The organism is Tabrizicola sp., from assembly GCF_016793705.1.
Classification (GTDB): domain Bacteria; phylum Pseudomonadota; class Alphaproteobacteria; order Rhodobacterales; family Rhodobacteraceae; genus Tabrizicola.
Genome location: NZ_JAEULO010000014.1, coordinates 1 through 14,150, shown reverse-complemented (window position 1 = coordinate 14,150; position 14,150 = coordinate 1). Strand labels below are relative to the sequence as shown.

Here is a 14,150-nt window from a genome sequence, read left to right as displayed (position 1 = left end):
TTCGCCAAGGAGGTTTCCCATGGCTAACCTGTCCGCAGATTTTATCGGCATCAAGTCCCCGAACCCGTTCTGGCTGGCCTCGGCCCCGCCGACGGACAAGCAGTACAACGTCGAGCGCGCCTTCGAGGCGGGTTGGGGCGGCGTGGTCTGGAAGACCTTGGGCAGCGAGGGCCCGCCGGTGGTGAACGTCAATGGCCCGCGCTATGGCGCGATCTGGGGGGCGGACCGGCGGCTTCTGGGGCTGAACAACATCGAGCTGATCACCGACCGCCCGCTGGAGGTGAACCTGCAGGAGATCAAGGAGGTCAAGCGCAAGTGGCGCGACCGCGCGCTGGTCATCAGCCTGATGGTGCCCTGCGACGAGGATTCATGGAAAGACATCCTGTCCCGGATCGAGGATACCGAGGCCGACGGCGTGGAGCTGAACTTCGGTTGCCCGCACGGCATGGCCGAACGCGGCATGGGCTCTGCCGTGGGGCAGGTGCCGGAATATATCGAGATGGTGACGCGCTGGGTGAAGAAGCACAGCCGGATGCCCTGCATCGTCAAGCTGACGCCGAACATCACCGATGTACGCAAACCGGCCGAGGCGGCGAAGCGCGGCGGGGCGGATGCGGTGTCGCTGATCAACACCATCAACTCGATCACCTCCGTCAACCTCGACGACTTCAGCCCCGAGCCGATGATCGACGGCAAGGGCACGCATGGCGGCTATTGCGGCCCGGCGGTGAAGCCGATCGCGATGAACATGGTGGCGGAAATCGCCCGCAGCGCCGATACCCGCGGCCTGCCGATCAGCGGCATCGGCGGGGTCACGACCTGGCGTGACGCGGCCGAATTCATGGCGCTTGGCGCGGGAAATGTGCAGGTGTGCACGGCGGCGATGACCTATGGCTTCAAGATCGTGCAGGAGATGATCTCGGGCCTGTCGCAATACCTCGACGACAAGCAGATCGGTCTGTCCGATCTGGTTGGCCGCGCGGTGCCGAACGTGACCGACTGGCAGTATCTGAACCTGAACTATGTCGCCAAGGCGCATATCAACCAGGACGACTGCATCAAGTGCGGGCGCTGCTATGCCGCCTGCGAGGACACCAGCCACCAGGCCATCGCCATGTCGCCCGAGCGCGTCTTCACCGTGATGGATGACGAATGCGTGGCCTGCAACCTCTGCGTCAACGTCTGTCCGGTGGACAACTGCATCACGATGGTGCCGATGGCCAAGGGCGCGGTTGATCCGCGCACCGGGCGCCGCGTGGGCGACTATGCCAACTGGACCACGCATCCGAACAACCCGAGCGCGCGGGCGGCGGAGTGAAGGGCTGGTCTAAAAATTTTCGCGAAAATTTTTGGACCAGCCATGCGCTTAGCAGATCACCTGCATCTGTCCGACGTTGCAGATCACGATGAACTGCCCGCCGCATTCGATCAGGTGAAATCCCCGGCGCCGGACTTCGGCGAGAAGAGCGGAGCGTCCGATCTCGCGTTCGACATCCCGGATCGCGCGGCGAACGACGCCGCCCTTTTCGAGTGCCTTGGCGGAGAAAAGGTCGTCCAGCCAGACCTGGGCGTTCAGAGGATTCGTGCGGAGCATCTGCATGGCCAGCACTCTGCGCAGCCAGTATGAATGTCCGGTTAACGCCGATCACGGCACCGGCAGCGGGTTGATCCCGGCGGCGATGCTGGCCTTGATATAGGCCTCGCGCGCGGCTTCGGCGGCGGCGGCGGCGCTGGTCTCGGCGGTCATCCGGGTTGCCATCAACTGGGGATCGTTGGCGGCGGACTTCATCGTGACCTGCTGCACGGCCTGCGGCAGGTCGGGGGCGACAACGGGAGCAGCCGCGCCCAAAGCGCCTTGTGGGCGCGGTTCGACCGCGGCGGGTGTTGGCAGCTCGGCGACGGGAACAGGCGCCCGGATGCTGGTAATCATGCCCATTGTTGCGCCCTCCCGATATGATCTGCACGCAGGCATATCTTAACGCAAAAGCAATGAGTTCTCAGCCGCAATGTAGGTAAGACTTTAACGGACCGGATTGAGGAGCCGGATGAACAGCGTCTCGATGAAGCGCCCGGCCTCGGCAAAGGGGTCGTGGCCCGGACCCAGGACCGCGCGGACCTGCACGTCGAAATCGGCATAGTGCTGCGTCAGCGCCCAGATCGAGAAGATCAGATGCACCGGATCGACGCGCGCGATGCGGCCTTGCTCCATCCACTGTAGCAGGACCTGCGCCTTCTCGGCCACCAGGCGCCGCAGGTCGCCCTCGATCGCTCCCCGCATCCGGGGCGCGCCCTGCAGGATCTCGTTGGCAAAGAGACGGCTTTCGCGAGGATAATCACGCGCGAGGTCAAGCTTGCGGCGGACGTAGCCCATGATCTCTTGCAGCGGATCGCCCTTGGGGTCCATCGCGCGCAATGGGTCAAGCCAGGTTTCCAGAAGTCCGGTCAGGAGCGCCTGGTGCACCTCTTCCTTCGAGGGGAAGTAATACAGGAGGTTCGGCTTCGACAGGCCCGCACCCTCGGCGATCTGATCCAGTGTTGCGCCGCGAAAGCCGTGCTGCGAAAACACTTCCAGCGCCGCGTCCAGAATAAGCTCGCGGTTGCGCTGCTGAATGCGGGAGCGGGGACGGCTGGTGGGCGACATGGAACCTGTACGACTGTCCGGACTCCTTGGATAGCGCGGGCCGCAATGCCAGGTCAAATCATTCGCCGACCCGCGCTCGCAAACTGCGCTGTGGGGGCGGCAGGCGGGAGGGAGCGATGGCCAAGGACCGAAAGACCCTGACTGAAGCGGGGGCACCGGCGATGCGCTTGCCCTGCACGGCGACGGTGCTGGTCGACGACGACCGTGTGCGCGTCACCCGGTTCGACTTTGCGCCGGGTGCCGAGACCGGCTGGCACCGGCACGGGCATGACTATGTGATCACCGCGATCACCGATTGCCCGATGCTGCTGGAGGAACCCGGCGACGGGACGCGGCAGGTGCTGGTCCCAGCCGGCACGGCCTATCGGCGCAGCGAAGGGGTAGAGCACAACGTGGTCAACGACGGGGTCACGGTGATGAGCTTCGTCGAGGTGGAACTTAAAGAGCCGACAGCGGGTGCCAAATCAGCCGTCAGCCCGCCATGAGCATCCTGATCGCCCGGACGACCAGCTTGTGATCCTCGACCTGCGGCAGGCCCGAGACGGTGGCCACCGCCACGACCCCCGCGCCCCTGACCCTGATCGGCACGGCGCCGCCGTTGTCGGCATAGTCCTCCGCCCGCAGCCCGTGCCGGGCGAGGGTCTCGTCCTTGGCCTTGTGCTGCTGGCCGACCAGAAGTGACGGCAACTGGAACATCAGCGCCACGTTCGACTTGCGCCGCGCCCAGAGGTCGTTCAACGGCGCCGAACCGGGCAGGGCCGCGTGGAACAGGGTTCGGTCCGCTGTCCGGATGTTGACCACCACCGGCAGTTTGCCGGCTGATGCCAACTCGACCAGAATCTGTCCCAGCCGCAGCGCGGTGGCTTCGTCAAAGCTGTCCAGTTCTAGCCGCGCGAATTCGGCCTCAAGCTCGGCTACGTCCATTCCATCCTCCTCAGATCGCCCCGATCCCGCGCAGGACCATGTCCTTGACGCTGGCCTTGGCCTCGTTCCATTGCTTGTCGCTCAAGGGCCGACCGTCGTTCAAGGTCTGGATCTGGTGACCGAAATCCGCGTAGTGCTGGGTCGTCGCCCAGAGCAGATACAGAAGATGCCGCGGGTTCACCGGCTGCATCTTGCCCTCGTCGATCCAGCGCTGGATCACCGCGATCCGCCCCTCGGTCCAGTCGCGCAGCGTGGTTTCCAGATAGTCCTGGATCACCGGCGCGCCATGCATCACCTCTGACGCCCAGACCTTTGACCCATGCGGATGGGTGCGGCTGATGTCCATCTTGGCGTCGACATAGGCGCCGATCCCCTCCACCGGGCCGGGCGCGTCGTCGAAGCTTGACGCCGCATCCAGCCAGATTTCGAAAATCTGTTGCACCACGCGGCGATAGAGGTCTTCCTTCGTCGCGAAATAGTAGTGCAGGTTCGCCTTCGGCAGCCCCGCCATGTCGGCGATCAGCTGCATCGTCGCCCCCCCGAACCCGGCCTCGGCAAAGACCTTCTCCGCCGCCTCCAGGATCGCGCGTTCGTTCTCGCGCCGGATATCCATGCGGCGGCCGGGCTTGAGGCGTGAAATCTGGGCGTCGCCGCTCATCGTGCCTTTGATTTTCGTTGACCGGTTGGTCAGGTTGTGGTCGCCTTCACCTTGACCATACGGTCAGGAAATGAGTCGCGGCAAGGGGCAGGATGGCCCCGGGCGCGACCGGGGAGCCAAGCGATGCCAGCCACCGGAGATAACCTGCGGATCAATCCCGAGCGCCTCTGGGACAGCCTTGAGGAGATGGCGAAGATCGGCCCCGGCGTCGCAGGCGGCAACAACCGCCAGACCCTGACCGACGCGGACAGTGAGGGGCGGCATCTGTTCCAGCGCTGGTGTCAGGCGGCGGGCTTGACGATGGGCGTCGACACGATGGGCAACATGTTCGCCACCCGTCCGGGGACTGACCCTTCGGCGCTGCCGGTCTATATGGGCTCGCATCTCGATACCCAGCCGACGGGGGGCAAGTATGATGGCGTCCTGGGCGTCCTCGGCGCGCTGGAGGTGGTCCGCACGCTGAACGACATGGGGGTGAAGACCCGCCATCCCATCGTGGTGACGAACTGGACCAACGAGGAAGGCGCGCGGTTTGCGCCCGCGATGCTGGCGAGCGGTGTCTTCGCGGGCATCCATACCGAGGACTATGCGAAGTCGCGCAAGGACCTCGACGGCAAGGTCTTCGGCGAGGAACTGGCCCGCATCGGCTGGGTCGGCGACGAGAAGGTCGGCGCCCGCAAGATGCACGCCATGTTGGAACTCCACATCGAGCAGGGGCCGATCCTGGAGGCCGAGGGCAAGGAGATCGGCGTCGTGACCCACGGGCAGGGGCTCTGGTGGCTGGAGATCACCCTGACCGGCAAGGACGCCCATACCGGCTCGACCCCCATGTCCATGCGGGTAAATGCCGGCCTCGGCGCGGCGCGGATCACGGAAAGGGTGCATCAGATCGCCATGGCGCACCAGCCGAACGCCGTGGGCGCGGTGGGGCAGCTTGTCCATCATCCGAACAGTCGCAACGTGATTGCGGGGAAGGTTGTGCTCACCGTCGATATCCGTTCGCCCGAGCAGGGCAAGCTGGACGCGATGCGGGCCGAAGTGGAACGCGCCGCCCATGCGGTGGCGAAGGAGCTGGGGCTGGGGTGCGAGATCGAGGCCGTGGGCCACTTCGACCCTGTCACCTTCGATCCTGGTCTGGTGAAGATCGTCCGGCAAGCGGCTGAAAAGCTGGGATATTCCCGCATGGACATCGTGAGCGGCGCCGGCCATGACGCCTGCTGGATCAACCGCGTCGCGCCGACCGTGATGGTGATGTGCCCCTGCGTGGACGGGCTGTCGCACAACGAGGCGGAGAAGATTTCGCCTGAGTGGGCGGCGGCGGGGACGGATGTGCTGTTGCACGCCTGCCTTGAGGTGGCGGAGGTGGTGGGGTGAGGGGAGTTAAGAGTTTGATCGGCTCCACTCTGCTAGGCGCCCTGCTTGTTCCGTCCATCGGCTCAGCAGAAGGTTTCCAGGTGGATGCGGACAAGGAGGGACTTCGCAAGTTCGGAAACGAACCCTTCTTTTCTGAACTTGCTGTTGGTGAAGAAGCCTACGCCTACATATCAAGTCTTTGCGTTGATGGCTCGACCCTCAAACTAGTCGCAAACATGCCGATCAGCTCGCTAAGTGAGTACGGCTACAACTTGAAGCTAAAGCGGGAAGTGAACAACTCGGTAACGGGCCAAGTTGTCACTGGTTCAAGCGCAGATGCCTCGCGCAAGGCGAATTGGTTTTCCAGTTTTGGCGATCTTTACCAGTGCGATCAGGTTGCCGCACTGGTGCCGTATGAGCCGACTTTTCTTCTCATTCTCAGCATTGACGGCTTTACAGACCTTAAGTCGCTGATGCGTAGCCACTTCAAAGAATAACTCGGTCGGGGAGTCCTTCACATGACCACCATCATCAAGAACGGCACCGTCGTCACCGCCGACCTCACCTACAAGGCCGATGTGCGGGTGGAGAACGGGGTGATCACCGAGATCGGGCAGGGCCTCAAGGGCGGCACCGAGCTTGACGCGACCGGCTGCTATGTGATGCCCGGCGGGATCGACCCGCATACGCATCTGGAGATGCCATTCATGGGCACCTATTCCAGTGATGATTTCGAGAGCGGCACCCGGGCGGCGCTGTCCGGCGGCACCACGATGGTGGTCGACTTCGTGCTGCCGGGGCAGGGGCAGGGCCTCATGGACGCAGCGCAGATGTGGCACAACAAGTCGGGCCGGGCGAATTGCGATTATTCGTACCACATGGCGGTGACCTGGTGGGGCGAGAAGGTGTTCGACGGGATCGCCGACTCGATCAAGGCTGGTATGACCAGCTTCAAGCACTTCATGGCCTACAAGGGCGCTCTGATGGTGAACGACGACGAGATGTATCAGTCGTTCAAGCGGGTGGGAGAGCTGGGCGGCCTGGCCATGGTCCATGCCGAGAACGGCGATGTGGTGGCGGAGCTGACGGCGAAGCTCTTGGCCGAGGGGAACACCGGGCCGGAGGCGCATGCCTACTCCCGCCCGCCGCAGGTGGAGGGCGAGGCGACCAACCGCGCGATCATGATCGCCGACATGGCGGGGGTGCCGCTTTATGTCGTCCATACCTCCTGCGAGGAGGCGCATGAGGCGATCCGCCGGGCGCGGCAACACGGCAAGCGGGTCTGGGGCGAGCCGCTGATCCAGCACCTGACGCTGGACGAGAGCGAGTATTTCAACCCCGACTGGGACCATGCCGCCCGCCGGGTGATGTCGCCGCCCTTCCGCAACAAAAAGCATCAGGACAGCCTCTGGGCCGGGTTGCAGTCCGGCAGCCTGTCGGTGGTGGCGACGGACCATTGCGCCTTCACGACCGAGCAGAAGCGGTTCGGGGTCGGGGATTTCTCGAAGATCCCGAACGGCACGGGCGGGCTGGAGGACCGGATGCCGATGCTCTGGACCCACGGGGTCGGCACCGGGCGGCTGACGCCGAATGAATTCGTCGCCGTAACCTCAACCAATATCGCGAAAATCCTGAACTGCTACCCGAAGAAAGGCGCGGTTCTGGTGGGCGCGGATGCCGATCTGGTGGTCTGGGACCCGGACAAGGAAAAGACCATCACGGCGGGCAGGCAGCAGTCGGCGATCGACTACAACGTCTTCGAGGGCCAGAAGGTGAAGGGCCTGCCGCGCTTCACCCTGACCCGCGGCCATGTGGCGATCCACGACGGCGAGATGCGGACGCAGGAGGGCCACGGCCAGTTCGTCGCCCGTGAACCGCGCCCGGCGGTCAACCGCGCGCTGAGCCAGTGGAAGGACCTGACCGCCCCGCGTCCGGTGGTGCGGACGGGGGTTCCGGCGACGGGGGTGTAGGATCGGACCAGACGAGGACGGGGATGCCGAAGAAATCTTCCTCGAAATCCTCGGGTTGCGGTTGGAAGGCGAGGGTCGTCGTCATGGCGGACCTCATGTTCGGGAAGGCCACAGAATGCCACCCGGATGCAACGGGAAGATGAAGGGACGAAGGGTTGAAGGATACGGGTCACGCAGACCAGCCGGTGATCGAGGCCAAAGGGCTGAACCTCGTCTTCCAGACGGCGGACGGGCCGGTGCAGGCGTTGAAGGATGTGAACCTGACCATCGGCGCGGGGGAATTCGTCAGCTTCATCGGACCAAGCGGTTGCGGGAAGACGACTTTCCTGCGGGCGATTGCGGCTTTGGAAACGCCGACATCTGGCACTTTGACGGTCAACGGAATGTCACCGGACGAGGCGCGGCGGAAGCGGGCCTATGGCTATGTGTTCCAGGCGGCGGGGTTGTATCCTTGGCGGACGATTTCCGGGAATATCCGATTGCCTTTGGAGATCATGGGGTTCGACCGCAAAGCTCAGGAGGAGCGGGTTCAGCGGGTGCTGGAGCTGGTCGAGCTGAAGGGGTTCGGCAAGAAGTTCCCCTGGCAGCTTTCGGGCGGGATGCAGCAGCGCGCCAGCATCGCCCGGGCCTTGGCCTTCGATGCGGATATCCTCTTGATGGACGAACCCTTCGGCGCGCTGGATGAGATCGTTCGCGACCGGCTGAACGAGGAGGTACTGAAGCTCTGGGCGCGCACCGGGAAAACCATTGGATTCGTGACCCATTCCATCCCGGAGGCGGTCTACCTCAGCACCAAGATCGTCGTCATGTCCCCCCGCCCGGGGCGGATCACCGATGTGATCGACTCGCCCCTGCCGCAGGATCGGCCGCTCGACATCCGCGACAGCCGGGAGTTCATCGAGATCGCCCACCGGGTGCGGGAGGGGCTTCGGGCTGGGCATCATGATGAATAGGACAGGCGTCTGGAAAGCGTATGAATCGCGTATGGCTTCCATCCCTACGCCGTATATACGCCGGAGCGCGCGGTGAGGACCGATGGCCAAGCCCCCGCCCAAGGCCCCCACGCTGCCGCCGCCGACCCAGGCGCAGTGCTGGCTGACCTTCTGGGCCTGGGTGCTGGGGGTGCCGCTTGCCGTGGCGGCCGCGCTGGGGGTGATCTGGGTCGGGCTCTGGGCGCTTGGCAGCGCGCCGATGGACGCGCGGGCGGGAATCGACATGATGACGACGCTCTGGTGGCTGGGGGTGATCGTGCTCCTCTACCCCGCGATGCTCTGGGTCTGGTGGGGCGACCTGCGCGACGGGATCAAGGCGGCGCGGGACTGGGAGGCGATGGGACCCGAGGCGCGGGCGGCGGCGATTGCCGAGGCGGAAGCGGCAGCGCTGGCGGCCCGGCCGAAGCGGCGGTCGCGGAAGAAGGGTTAGGGAGATGAGCGGCATCTCCTTCCTCTGGCTTGGCCTAGCGACAGCGGTCTTCGTCGCGGCGAATGCGGTCCTGAAGGTCTATGCGGCGAAAGGCGGGGTGCCGGTTCTGGTCAGCGCGCTCGTGCTCTTCTGCCTCGGCAACTGGCTGATGGTGCAGGTGATGAAGGCGAACGGGCTGGGGCTGGCGATCGCGCTCTCGGCGGTGTTCCAGTTGGTCGCGATCTCCGTAATGGCGATCTTCGTTTTCGGCGAAAGGCCGACGGGGTTGCAACTGGCTGGCATGGCGCTTGGCGTGGTGGCGGTTGCGATGATCGCCTGGCCGACAGGAGGGCGGGCATGAAACGTGCGCTTCCCGTTCTCACGGTCCTGATCGGCATCGTCGTGATCTGGTATGCCGCCGCCGTCTGGATGAATTCCACCTGGGTCTACGACCAGGCCGAGCGCGCCGGGACCACGGTCAGCTTCGCCGAGATGGTGCCGCAGACCATGGACCAGGACCGTCCCCTGCTGCCGCCGCCGCACCAGGTGGGGGCGGAGTTGTGGAAGGGGTTGTTCGGGCAGGCGGTGACCTCGAAGCGGAGCCTTGTCTACCACGGGTTCGTCACCTTCAAGGGCACGATGATGGGCTTTGGCCTCGGGATCGTCACCGGGGTCCTGCTGGCGATGGCCATCGTCCGCTTCCGGGTGATGGACATGAGCGTGATGCCCTGGGCGATCATCAGCCAGACGGTGCCTATCGTAGCGCTGGCGCCGATGATCCTTGTGGTATCGAACCAGTTGGGCATCGAGGGCCGGGAGGTGCCGAAGGCGATCATCGCAGCCTATCTGTCGTTCTTCCCGGTGCTGGTCAGCATGGTCAAGGGGCTGCGAGCGCCCGACCAGATGCAGCTCGACCTCCTCAAGACCTATGGGGCCGGCGAGGGCGAGACCTTCCTCAAGCTGCGGTTGCCGGCCTCGATGCCCTATTTCTTCGCTTCGCTGAAGGTGGCGGTGGCGGCGGCGTTGGTCGGCACCATCGTGGGCGAGCTTCCCACCGGCGCGGTCGAAGGGCTGGGGGCGCGAATGCTTCTGGGCAGCCAGTATGGCGAGCCACTGATCACCTGGGCCGCGCTTTTCGCCAGCGCCATCCTGGCGGGGATGCTGATCCTCGTGGTGGGGCTGACCGAACGGATGATCGCTCAGAAGATGGGGGTAAGGACATGAGCCTTGCGCTGATCCTGGGGTTGGCCTTCTGGCTGGGGGCCTGGGCGACGAATGCCCTTGTGGCGCGCCACCCGTTCGGAAGAACGCCAGCGGGGCGCATCTTCGTGCCGGTGCTGTTCGGCATCACTCTCCTGGTGCTGTGGGAGGCGCTGGTGCGCGCCTTCGCCGTGCCCACGGTGATCCTGCCCGCGCCCTCGGCCATCGCGGGAAAATTCGCCGAGTCGACCGGGCTCCTTTGGGCCGATTTCGTGCAGACGGTGCTGAAGGGCGCGCTCTCGGGCTTCGTCATCGGCACCGGGGCCGCCTTCCTTGCCGCGGTGGCCTGCGACCGGGTGCCCTTCCTGCGCGACGGCCTGCTGCCGGTGGGCAATTTCGTCGCGGCCTTGCCTATCGTGGGCCTCGCGCCCATTCTGGTGATGTGGTTCGGCTTCGGCTGGCAGTCGAAGGCCGCGGTGGTGGTGGCGATGGTGTTCTTCCCGATGTTGATCAACGTCGTCGCCGGATTGGGCTCAGCCGAGCGGATGCAGCGCGACCTGATGGCGACCTGGGGGGCAAGCTACTGGCAGGCGCTGTGGAAGCTGAGGCTGCCCGCCGCGATGCCCTTCGTCTTCAACGGGCTGAAAATCGCGGCCTCGCTGGCGCTGATCGGGGCGATCGTGGCGGAATATTTCGGCAGTCCGGTGGTGGGCATGGGATTTCGCATCTCGACCGCGGTCGGTGTCTTGAACATCGAGCTGGTCTGGGCCGAGATCGCGGTGGCAGCGCTGGCCGGATCGGCCTTCTACGGGCTGATCGCGCTGGCGGAAAAGGCGGTGACCTTCTGGCATCCGTCGCAAAGGACCTGAAACCCTGACCCGGGGGCTGAACCGCCGGGCGGCAACATGGAGGTGTAGATGAAGAAGCTGATAACCGCGGGTCTTCTGGCGCTGATGGCCGGTGCGGCCAGTGCCGAGGACGTGACGCTGCAACTGAAATGGGTGACGCAGGCCCAGTTCGCCGGCTACTACGTCGCCAAGGACAAGGGCTTCTACGAGGAAGAGGGGCTGAACGTCACGATCAAGCCGGGCGGGCCGGACATCGCGCCGGAGCAGGTCATCGCCTCGGGCCAGGCTGATGTGATCACTACCTGGATGCCAGCAGCGCTTGCCGCGCGCGAACGCGGCGTGCCGCTGGTCAACATCGCGCAGCCATTCAAGAACGGCGGGCTGGAGTTCACCTGCCTGAAGGAGACCGGCGTCGAAAGCCCGGCCGACTTCCCCGGCAAGACGCTGGGCGTGTGGTTCTTCGGCAACGAATACCCGTTCTATGCCTGGATGGCGAAGCTGGGGCTGAAGACCGACGGCAGCGAAGGCGGGGTGACGGTGCTGAAACAGGCTTTCAACGTCGATGCGCTCTTGCAGAAGCAGGCCGCCTGCATCTCGGTCATGACCTACAACGAATACGGCCAGGTGCTGGATGCCGGGATCACTCCCGACCAGCTGGTGACGTTCAGCTACCGCGACCAGGGGGTGACGGTGCTGGAGGACGGGCTTTACGTGATGGAGGACAAGCTGGCCGACCCGGCCTTCGCGGAAACCATGGTGAAATTCGTCCGCGCCTCGATGAAGGGCTGGAAATACGCCGAGGCCAACCCGGATGAGGCCGCTCAGATCGTCATCGACAACGATGAATCGGGCGCGCAGTCGCTGGAGCATCAGAAATACATGATGGGCGAGGTGGCCAAGCTGACCGCAGGCGGCAACGGCGCGCTGGACCCGGCGGATTTCGACGCCACGGTCGCCTCGCTGCTGGCCGCGGTCTCGCCCGAGAACCCGGCGATCACCAAGGCGCCCGAGGGCAAGGCCTGGACGCATGACATCACCGACAAGGCGCTGGCGGAGTAAACGCTCGACTTGTCTGGATTTGGCGGGCGCGGCTCCAGGGTCGCGCCCGTTTTCTTTACCTTTGCCGGTTCTGCTGGCCCAAGAGCGGGGATGGCGATGAAGGCGATCAGACTCGGGTTGGTGGCGGTGGCAGTGGCCCTCCTTGCGACGGTCTGGTGGCAGGGCTTCGCTGCCCCGGCGGGGATGCTTTACGGGGCGACGGCGGAGGCGGCGGAAGCTGGATATTGCCTCGCAGTGGCGGAGCGGATTTCCGAGATCACCGGAGGGTGGGGCGATCCCCGGCTCGAGCGGCATCTGGATGAACAGGTGGATTTCTGGCGTCCGCGCGCCGGGACGGCGCCGGGCGCGGGCCGGGTGGCGCTGGCGCGGGACAGCACGGCGCCGGGGGTGAACGAGGGGGCGCATCTGCACCTGGCGGTGCAGGATTGCGCGCTGCGGGCCGTCAGCTTCTATGGCCACCGCTTTGCCAGCTTCGAGTGATCGGGCGCATTGACAGGCGGATGTAAATCGCCGCTCATCTGCGTCAATTCCTTTTCCGGGTCCCGCCGATGCCGCTTTCAGCCCTGACCGGAACCAAGCTGCGCGAGCGCCGGATGGCCGCCGGGCTGCTCCAAGCCGATGTCGCGGCGCGGGCGGGGATTTCGGCGAGCTACCTCAACCTGATCGAGCACAACCGCCGCAAGGTCACGGCGGAGGTGATGGAACGGCTGGCCGATGCCCTGCAGATCGACCGTTCTGCCCTGATTGACGGCAAGGACGCGGCCTTGGTCGAGGATCTGCGTGCGGCGGTGGCGCGGGGCGGCGTATCGGGGGAACCGGGGCCCGAGGTCGAGCGGGTCGAGGATTTCGTCGACCGTTACCCGGGTTGGGCGGCGCTGCTGGCCGCGCTCCACCTGCGCGGGCTGGCGCTGGAACGCGCGGTCGAGGCGCTGAACGATCGGATGACGCATGACCCGCACCTGTCGCAGTCGCTGCATGAGCTTTTGTCCTCGTTGTCGGCGGTGCGCGCGACCGCGGCGATCCTGGCCGAGACGCCGGATCTGGAACCCGACTGGGCGGCGCGGTTTCACCGGAACCTGCACCAGGACAGCGAGCGGCTGGCGGCGGGGGCCGAGGCGCTGGTCGGGTTCCTCGACGCCGGGCAGGGAATCGAGGAGCAGGGCATCGCCGCGCCGCAGGAAGAGGTGGAGGACTGGCTGCGGGGCCGGGGCTGGACGCTTTCCGATGTTGAACTGGCCGGTGGTCTGGAGGAAGAAATCGCGCGGCTTGCCTCGAGCGCCGCACGAAGCCTGGCGCGGGCGCATGTGGAGCGCGCCGGGGCCGATGCGGTGGCGATGCCGGAAGCGGCTTTCCTAGCGGCCCTTGCCGATCTGGGGCCGGACCCGCTGGCGCTGGCGGACCGTTTCGCTGCCTCGCCATTGGTTGCGATGCGGCGGCTGGCGGCGGTTCCGGCCGTGCAGGCGGGGCTGGTCGCCTGCGACGGCTCCGGCACGCTGACCTTTCGCAAGCCCGCAACCGGCTTTCCGCTGCCGCGCTTCGGCTCGGCCTGCCCGCTGTGGCCGCTTTACGCCGCCATGGGCCGCCCGATGCAGCCCTTCGAGGCGCGGGTGCAGATGGCCGGGCAGAGCGACCGGCGGCATCGGGTGATCGCCTGGGCCGAGACGCGGCATCCGCAGGGCCTGCGGGGGCCGGAGCTGCGCGAGGCGGCGATGCTGATCCTGCCGGATGACGGGGCCGGGCCGGGGGTGCGGATCGGGTCGAGCTGCCGGGTCTGCGCGCGGGGCGACTGTCCGGCGAGGCGGGAACCTTCGATCCTGGCGGCGGAAGGGGGCTGAGCGACGCGGGGTGTCCACGGTGGACACGCGAGCCGATACAAGTGATTTCAACGAGTTACGATTTTCTCTTCAGAAATGGTTAACTCAAGTTCCAACTGCAACACTTGCGGTCGCCTTTTTGATTTCTTCGGCGAGGGCCTGGGCGGGTGTTTTCCAGCCCAGGGTCTTGCGGGGCCGGTTGTTCATGAGCCTGGCGATGTGGTCCAAGTCGCGCTGGCTGAACTGGCGGAGGTCGGCGCCCTTGGGCAGGAACTGGCGTAA

At 65.5% G+C, this 14,150-nt stretch carries 18 protein-coding genes and 1 pseudogene; 13 read left to right on the top strand and 6 right to left on the bottom strand.

What is annotated here, in order from left to right:
- Positions 1 to 19: 19 nt before the first annotated feature.
- Positions 20 to 1,318 carry an NAD-dependent dihydropyrimidine dehydrogenase subunit PreA gene (preA, locus tag JNJ68_RS02275; protein WP_294978415.1) on the top strand — a complete coding sequence of 433 codons (1,299 nt, stop codon included), beginning with the start codon at positions 20 to 22 and terminating at the stop codon, positions 1,316 to 1,318.
- A gap of 48 nt (positions 1,319 to 1,366) precedes the next feature.
- Here the strand turns inward: preA and JNJ68_RS02270 are convergent, their stop codons facing one another.
- The 3 genes from JNJ68_RS02270 to JNJ68_RS02260 all read right to left on the bottom strand — a co-directional run bounded on the left by JNJ68_RS02270 (position 1,367) and on the right by JNJ68_RS02260 (position 2,641).
- Positions 1,367 to 1,594, bottom strand: a complete 228-nt coding sequence (locus JNJ68_RS02270; RefSeq protein ID WP_294978412.1) for an N-(5'-phosphoribosyl)anthranilate isomerase — start codon at positions 1,592 to 1,594, stop codon at positions 1,367 to 1,369.
- 51 nt (positions 1,595 to 1,645) lie between these two features.
- Positions 1,646 to 1,936, bottom strand: a complete 291-nt coding sequence (locus tag JNJ68_RS02265; protein WP_294978410.1) for a hypothetical protein — start codon at positions 1,934 to 1,936, stop codon at positions 1,646 to 1,648.
- A gap of 84 nt (positions 1,937 to 2,020) precedes the next feature.
- Positions 2,021 to 2,641: a TetR family transcriptional regulator C-terminal domain-containing protein gene (locus JNJ68_RS02260; RefSeq protein WP_294978407.1), complete on the bottom strand. Its 621-nt coding sequence runs from the start codon at positions 2,639 to 2,641 to the stop codon at positions 2,021 to 2,023.
- 161 nt (positions 2,642 to 2,802) lie between these two features.
- Here JNJ68_RS02260 and JNJ68_RS02255 point away from each other — a divergent pair, with 161 nt between their 5' ends.
- Positions 2,803 to 3,126 (top strand): cupin domain-containing protein, encoded by a 324-nt coding sequence (locus JNJ68_RS02255; RefSeq protein WP_294978460.1) that lies wholly within the window; start codon positions 2,803 to 2,805, stop codon positions 3,124 to 3,126.
- Here the strand turns inward: JNJ68_RS02255 and JNJ68_RS02250 are convergent.
- Entirely contained in the window at positions 3,113 to 3,565 is a 453-nt protein-coding gene (locus tag JNJ68_RS02250) for a heme-degrading domain-containing protein (protein ID WP_294978404.1), read from the bottom strand. The two genes, JNJ68_RS02255 and JNJ68_RS02250, sit on opposite strands and share 14 nt — an antisense overlap.
- Before the next feature lie 10 nt (positions 3,566 to 3,575).
- Positions 3,576 to 4,223: a TetR/AcrR family transcriptional regulator gene (locus JNJ68_RS02245; RefSeq protein WP_294978401.1), complete on the bottom strand. Its 648-nt coding sequence runs from the start codon at positions 4,221 to 4,223 to the stop codon at positions 3,576 to 3,578.
- 123 nt (positions 4,224 to 4,346) lie between these two features.
- On the opposite strand from JNJ68_RS02245, the gene JNJ68_RS02240 reads away from it, so the two are divergent.
- The 11 genes from JNJ68_RS02240 (at position 4,347) to JNJ68_RS02190 (ending at position 13,889) form a co-directional block, all read left to right on the top strand.
- A complete protein-coding gene (locus tag JNJ68_RS02240; RefSeq protein ID WP_294978398.1) occupies positions 4,347 to 5,597 on the top strand; it encodes a Zn-dependent hydrolase in 1,251 nt (416 codons plus the stop codon).
- A gap of 14 nt (positions 5,598 to 5,611) precedes the next feature.
- The gene (locus JNJ68_RS02235) at positions 5,612 to 6,073 is read left to right on the top strand and encodes a hypothetical protein (protein ID WP_294978396.1); all 462 of its coding nucleotides are present in this window, start codon (positions 5,612 to 5,614) and stop codon (positions 6,071 to 6,073) included.
- A 21-nt stretch (positions 6,074 to 6,094) separates the two neighbouring features.
- Positions 6,095 to 7,546 (top strand): dihydropyrimidinase, encoded by a 1,452-nt coding sequence (hydA, locus tag JNJ68_RS02230; protein ID WP_294978393.1) that lies wholly within the window; start codon positions 6,095 to 6,097, stop codon positions 7,544 to 7,546.
- Between the two features lie 155 nt (positions 7,547 to 7,701).
- Positions 7,702 to 8,499 (top strand): ABC transporter ATP-binding protein, encoded by a 798-nt coding sequence (locus JNJ68_RS02225; protein WP_294978390.1) that lies wholly within the window; start codon positions 7,702 to 7,704, stop codon positions 8,497 to 8,499.
- An 82-nt stretch (positions 8,500 to 8,581) separates the two neighbouring features.
- Positions 8,582 to 8,968: a hypothetical protein gene (locus JNJ68_RS02220; protein WP_294978387.1), complete on the top strand. Its 387-nt coding sequence runs from the start codon at positions 8,582 to 8,584 to the stop codon at positions 8,966 to 8,968.
- Between the two features lie 4 nt (positions 8,969 to 8,972).
- Entirely contained in the window at positions 8,973 to 9,308 is a 336-nt protein-coding gene (locus JNJ68_RS02215) for a hypothetical protein (RefSeq protein WP_294978384.1), read from the top strand.
- A complete protein-coding gene (locus JNJ68_RS02210) occupies positions 9,305 to 10,171 on the top strand; it encodes an ABC transporter permease (protein ID WP_294978381.1) in 867 nt (288 codons plus the stop codon). The genes JNJ68_RS02215 and JNJ68_RS02210 overlap by 4 nt, the downstream gene beginning before the upstream one ends.
- Positions 10,168 to 11,016, top strand: coding sequence for an ABC transporter permease (locus JNJ68_RS02205; protein ID WP_294978379.1), 849 nt, complete (start codon positions 10,168 to 10,170; stop codon positions 11,014 to 11,016). Before JNJ68_RS02210 ends, JNJ68_RS02205 begins: the two co-directional genes overlap by 4 nt.
- A 48-nt stretch (positions 11,017 to 11,064) precedes the next feature.
- The gene (locus tag JNJ68_RS02200) at positions 11,065 to 12,054 is read left to right on the top strand and encodes an ABC transporter substrate-binding protein (protein WP_294978377.1); all 990 of its coding nucleotides are present in this window, start codon (positions 11,065 to 11,067) and stop codon (positions 12,052 to 12,054) included.
- Between the two features lie 96 nt (positions 12,055 to 12,150).
- Complete coding sequence (locus JNJ68_RS02195; RefSeq protein WP_294978374.1) at positions 12,151 to 12,534, top strand: hypothetical protein; 384 nt, start codon at positions 12,151 to 12,153, stop codon at positions 12,532 to 12,534.
- Positions 12,535 to 12,602: 68 nt separating this feature from the next.
- On the top strand, positions 12,603 to 13,889 hold the full coding sequence (locus tag JNJ68_RS02190) for a helix-turn-helix transcriptional regulator (protein WP_294978372.1): 1,287 nt from the start codon (positions 12,603 to 12,605) through the stop codon (positions 13,887 to 13,889).
- Positions 13,890 to 13,973: 84 nt separating this feature from the next.
- Here the strand turns inward: JNJ68_RS02190 and JNJ68_RS02185 are convergent.
- Positions 13,974 to 14,150, bottom strand: a pseudogene (locus JNJ68_RS02185) (IS30 family transposase); the annotation flags it as partial.

Coding starts and splice junctions, on each gene's coding strand:
- preA (WP_294978415.1), top strand. CDS start 20: ATGGCTAACCTGTCCGCAGATTTTATCGGCATCAAGTCCCCGAACCCG.
- JNJ68_RS02270 (WP_294978412.1), bottom strand. CDS start 1,594: ATGCTCCGCACGAATCCTCTGAACGCCCAGGTCTGGCTGGACGACCTT.
- JNJ68_RS02265 (WP_294978410.1), bottom strand. CDS start 1,936: ATGGGCATGATTACCAGCATCCGGGCGCCTGTTCCCGTCGCCGAGCTG.
- JNJ68_RS02260 (WP_294978407.1), bottom strand. CDS start 2,641: ATGTCGCCCACCAGCCGTCCCCGCTCCCGCATTCAGCAGCGCAACCGC.
- JNJ68_RS02255 (WP_294978460.1), top strand. CDS start 2,803: ATGCGCTTGCCCTGCACGGCGACGGTGCTGGTCGACGACGACCGTGTG.
- JNJ68_RS02250 (WP_294978404.1), bottom strand. CDS start 3,565: ATGGACGTAGCCGAGCTTGAGGCCGAATTCGCGCGGCTAGAACTGGAC.
- JNJ68_RS02245 (WP_294978401.1), bottom strand. CDS start 4,223: ATGAGCGGCGACGCCCAGATTTCACGCCTCAAGCCCGGCCGCCGCATG.
- JNJ68_RS02240 (WP_294978398.1), top strand. CDS start 4,347: ATGCCAGCCACCGGAGATAACCTGCGGATCAATCCCGAGCGCCTCTGG.
- hydA (WP_294978393.1), top strand. CDS start 6,095: ATGACCACCATCATCAAGAACGGCACCGTCGTCACCGCCGACCTCACC.
- JNJ68_RS02220 (WP_294978387.1), top strand. CDS start 8,582: ATGGCCAAGCCCCCGCCCAAGGCCCCCACGCTGCCGCCGCCGACCCAG.
- JNJ68_RS02215 (WP_294978384.1), top strand. CDS start 8,973: ATGAGCGGCATCTCCTTCCTCTGGCTTGGCCTAGCGACAGCGGTCTTC.
- JNJ68_RS02210 (WP_294978381.1), top strand. CDS start 9,305: ATGAAACGTGCGCTTCCCGTTCTCACGGTCCTGATCGGCATCGTCGTG.
- JNJ68_RS02205 (WP_294978379.1), top strand. CDS start 10,168: ATGAGCCTTGCGCTGATCCTGGGGTTGGCCTTCTGGCTGGGGGCCTGG.
- JNJ68_RS02200 (WP_294978377.1), top strand. CDS start 11,065: ATGAAGAAGCTGATAACCGCGGGTCTTCTGGCGCTGATGGCCGGTGCG.
- JNJ68_RS02195 (WP_294978374.1), top strand. CDS start 12,151: ATGAAGGCGATCAGACTCGGGTTGGTGGCGGTGGCAGTGGCCCTCCTT.
- JNJ68_RS02190 (WP_294978372.1), top strand. CDS start 12,603: ATGCCGCTTTCAGCCCTGACCGGAACCAAGCTGCGCGAGCGCCGGATG.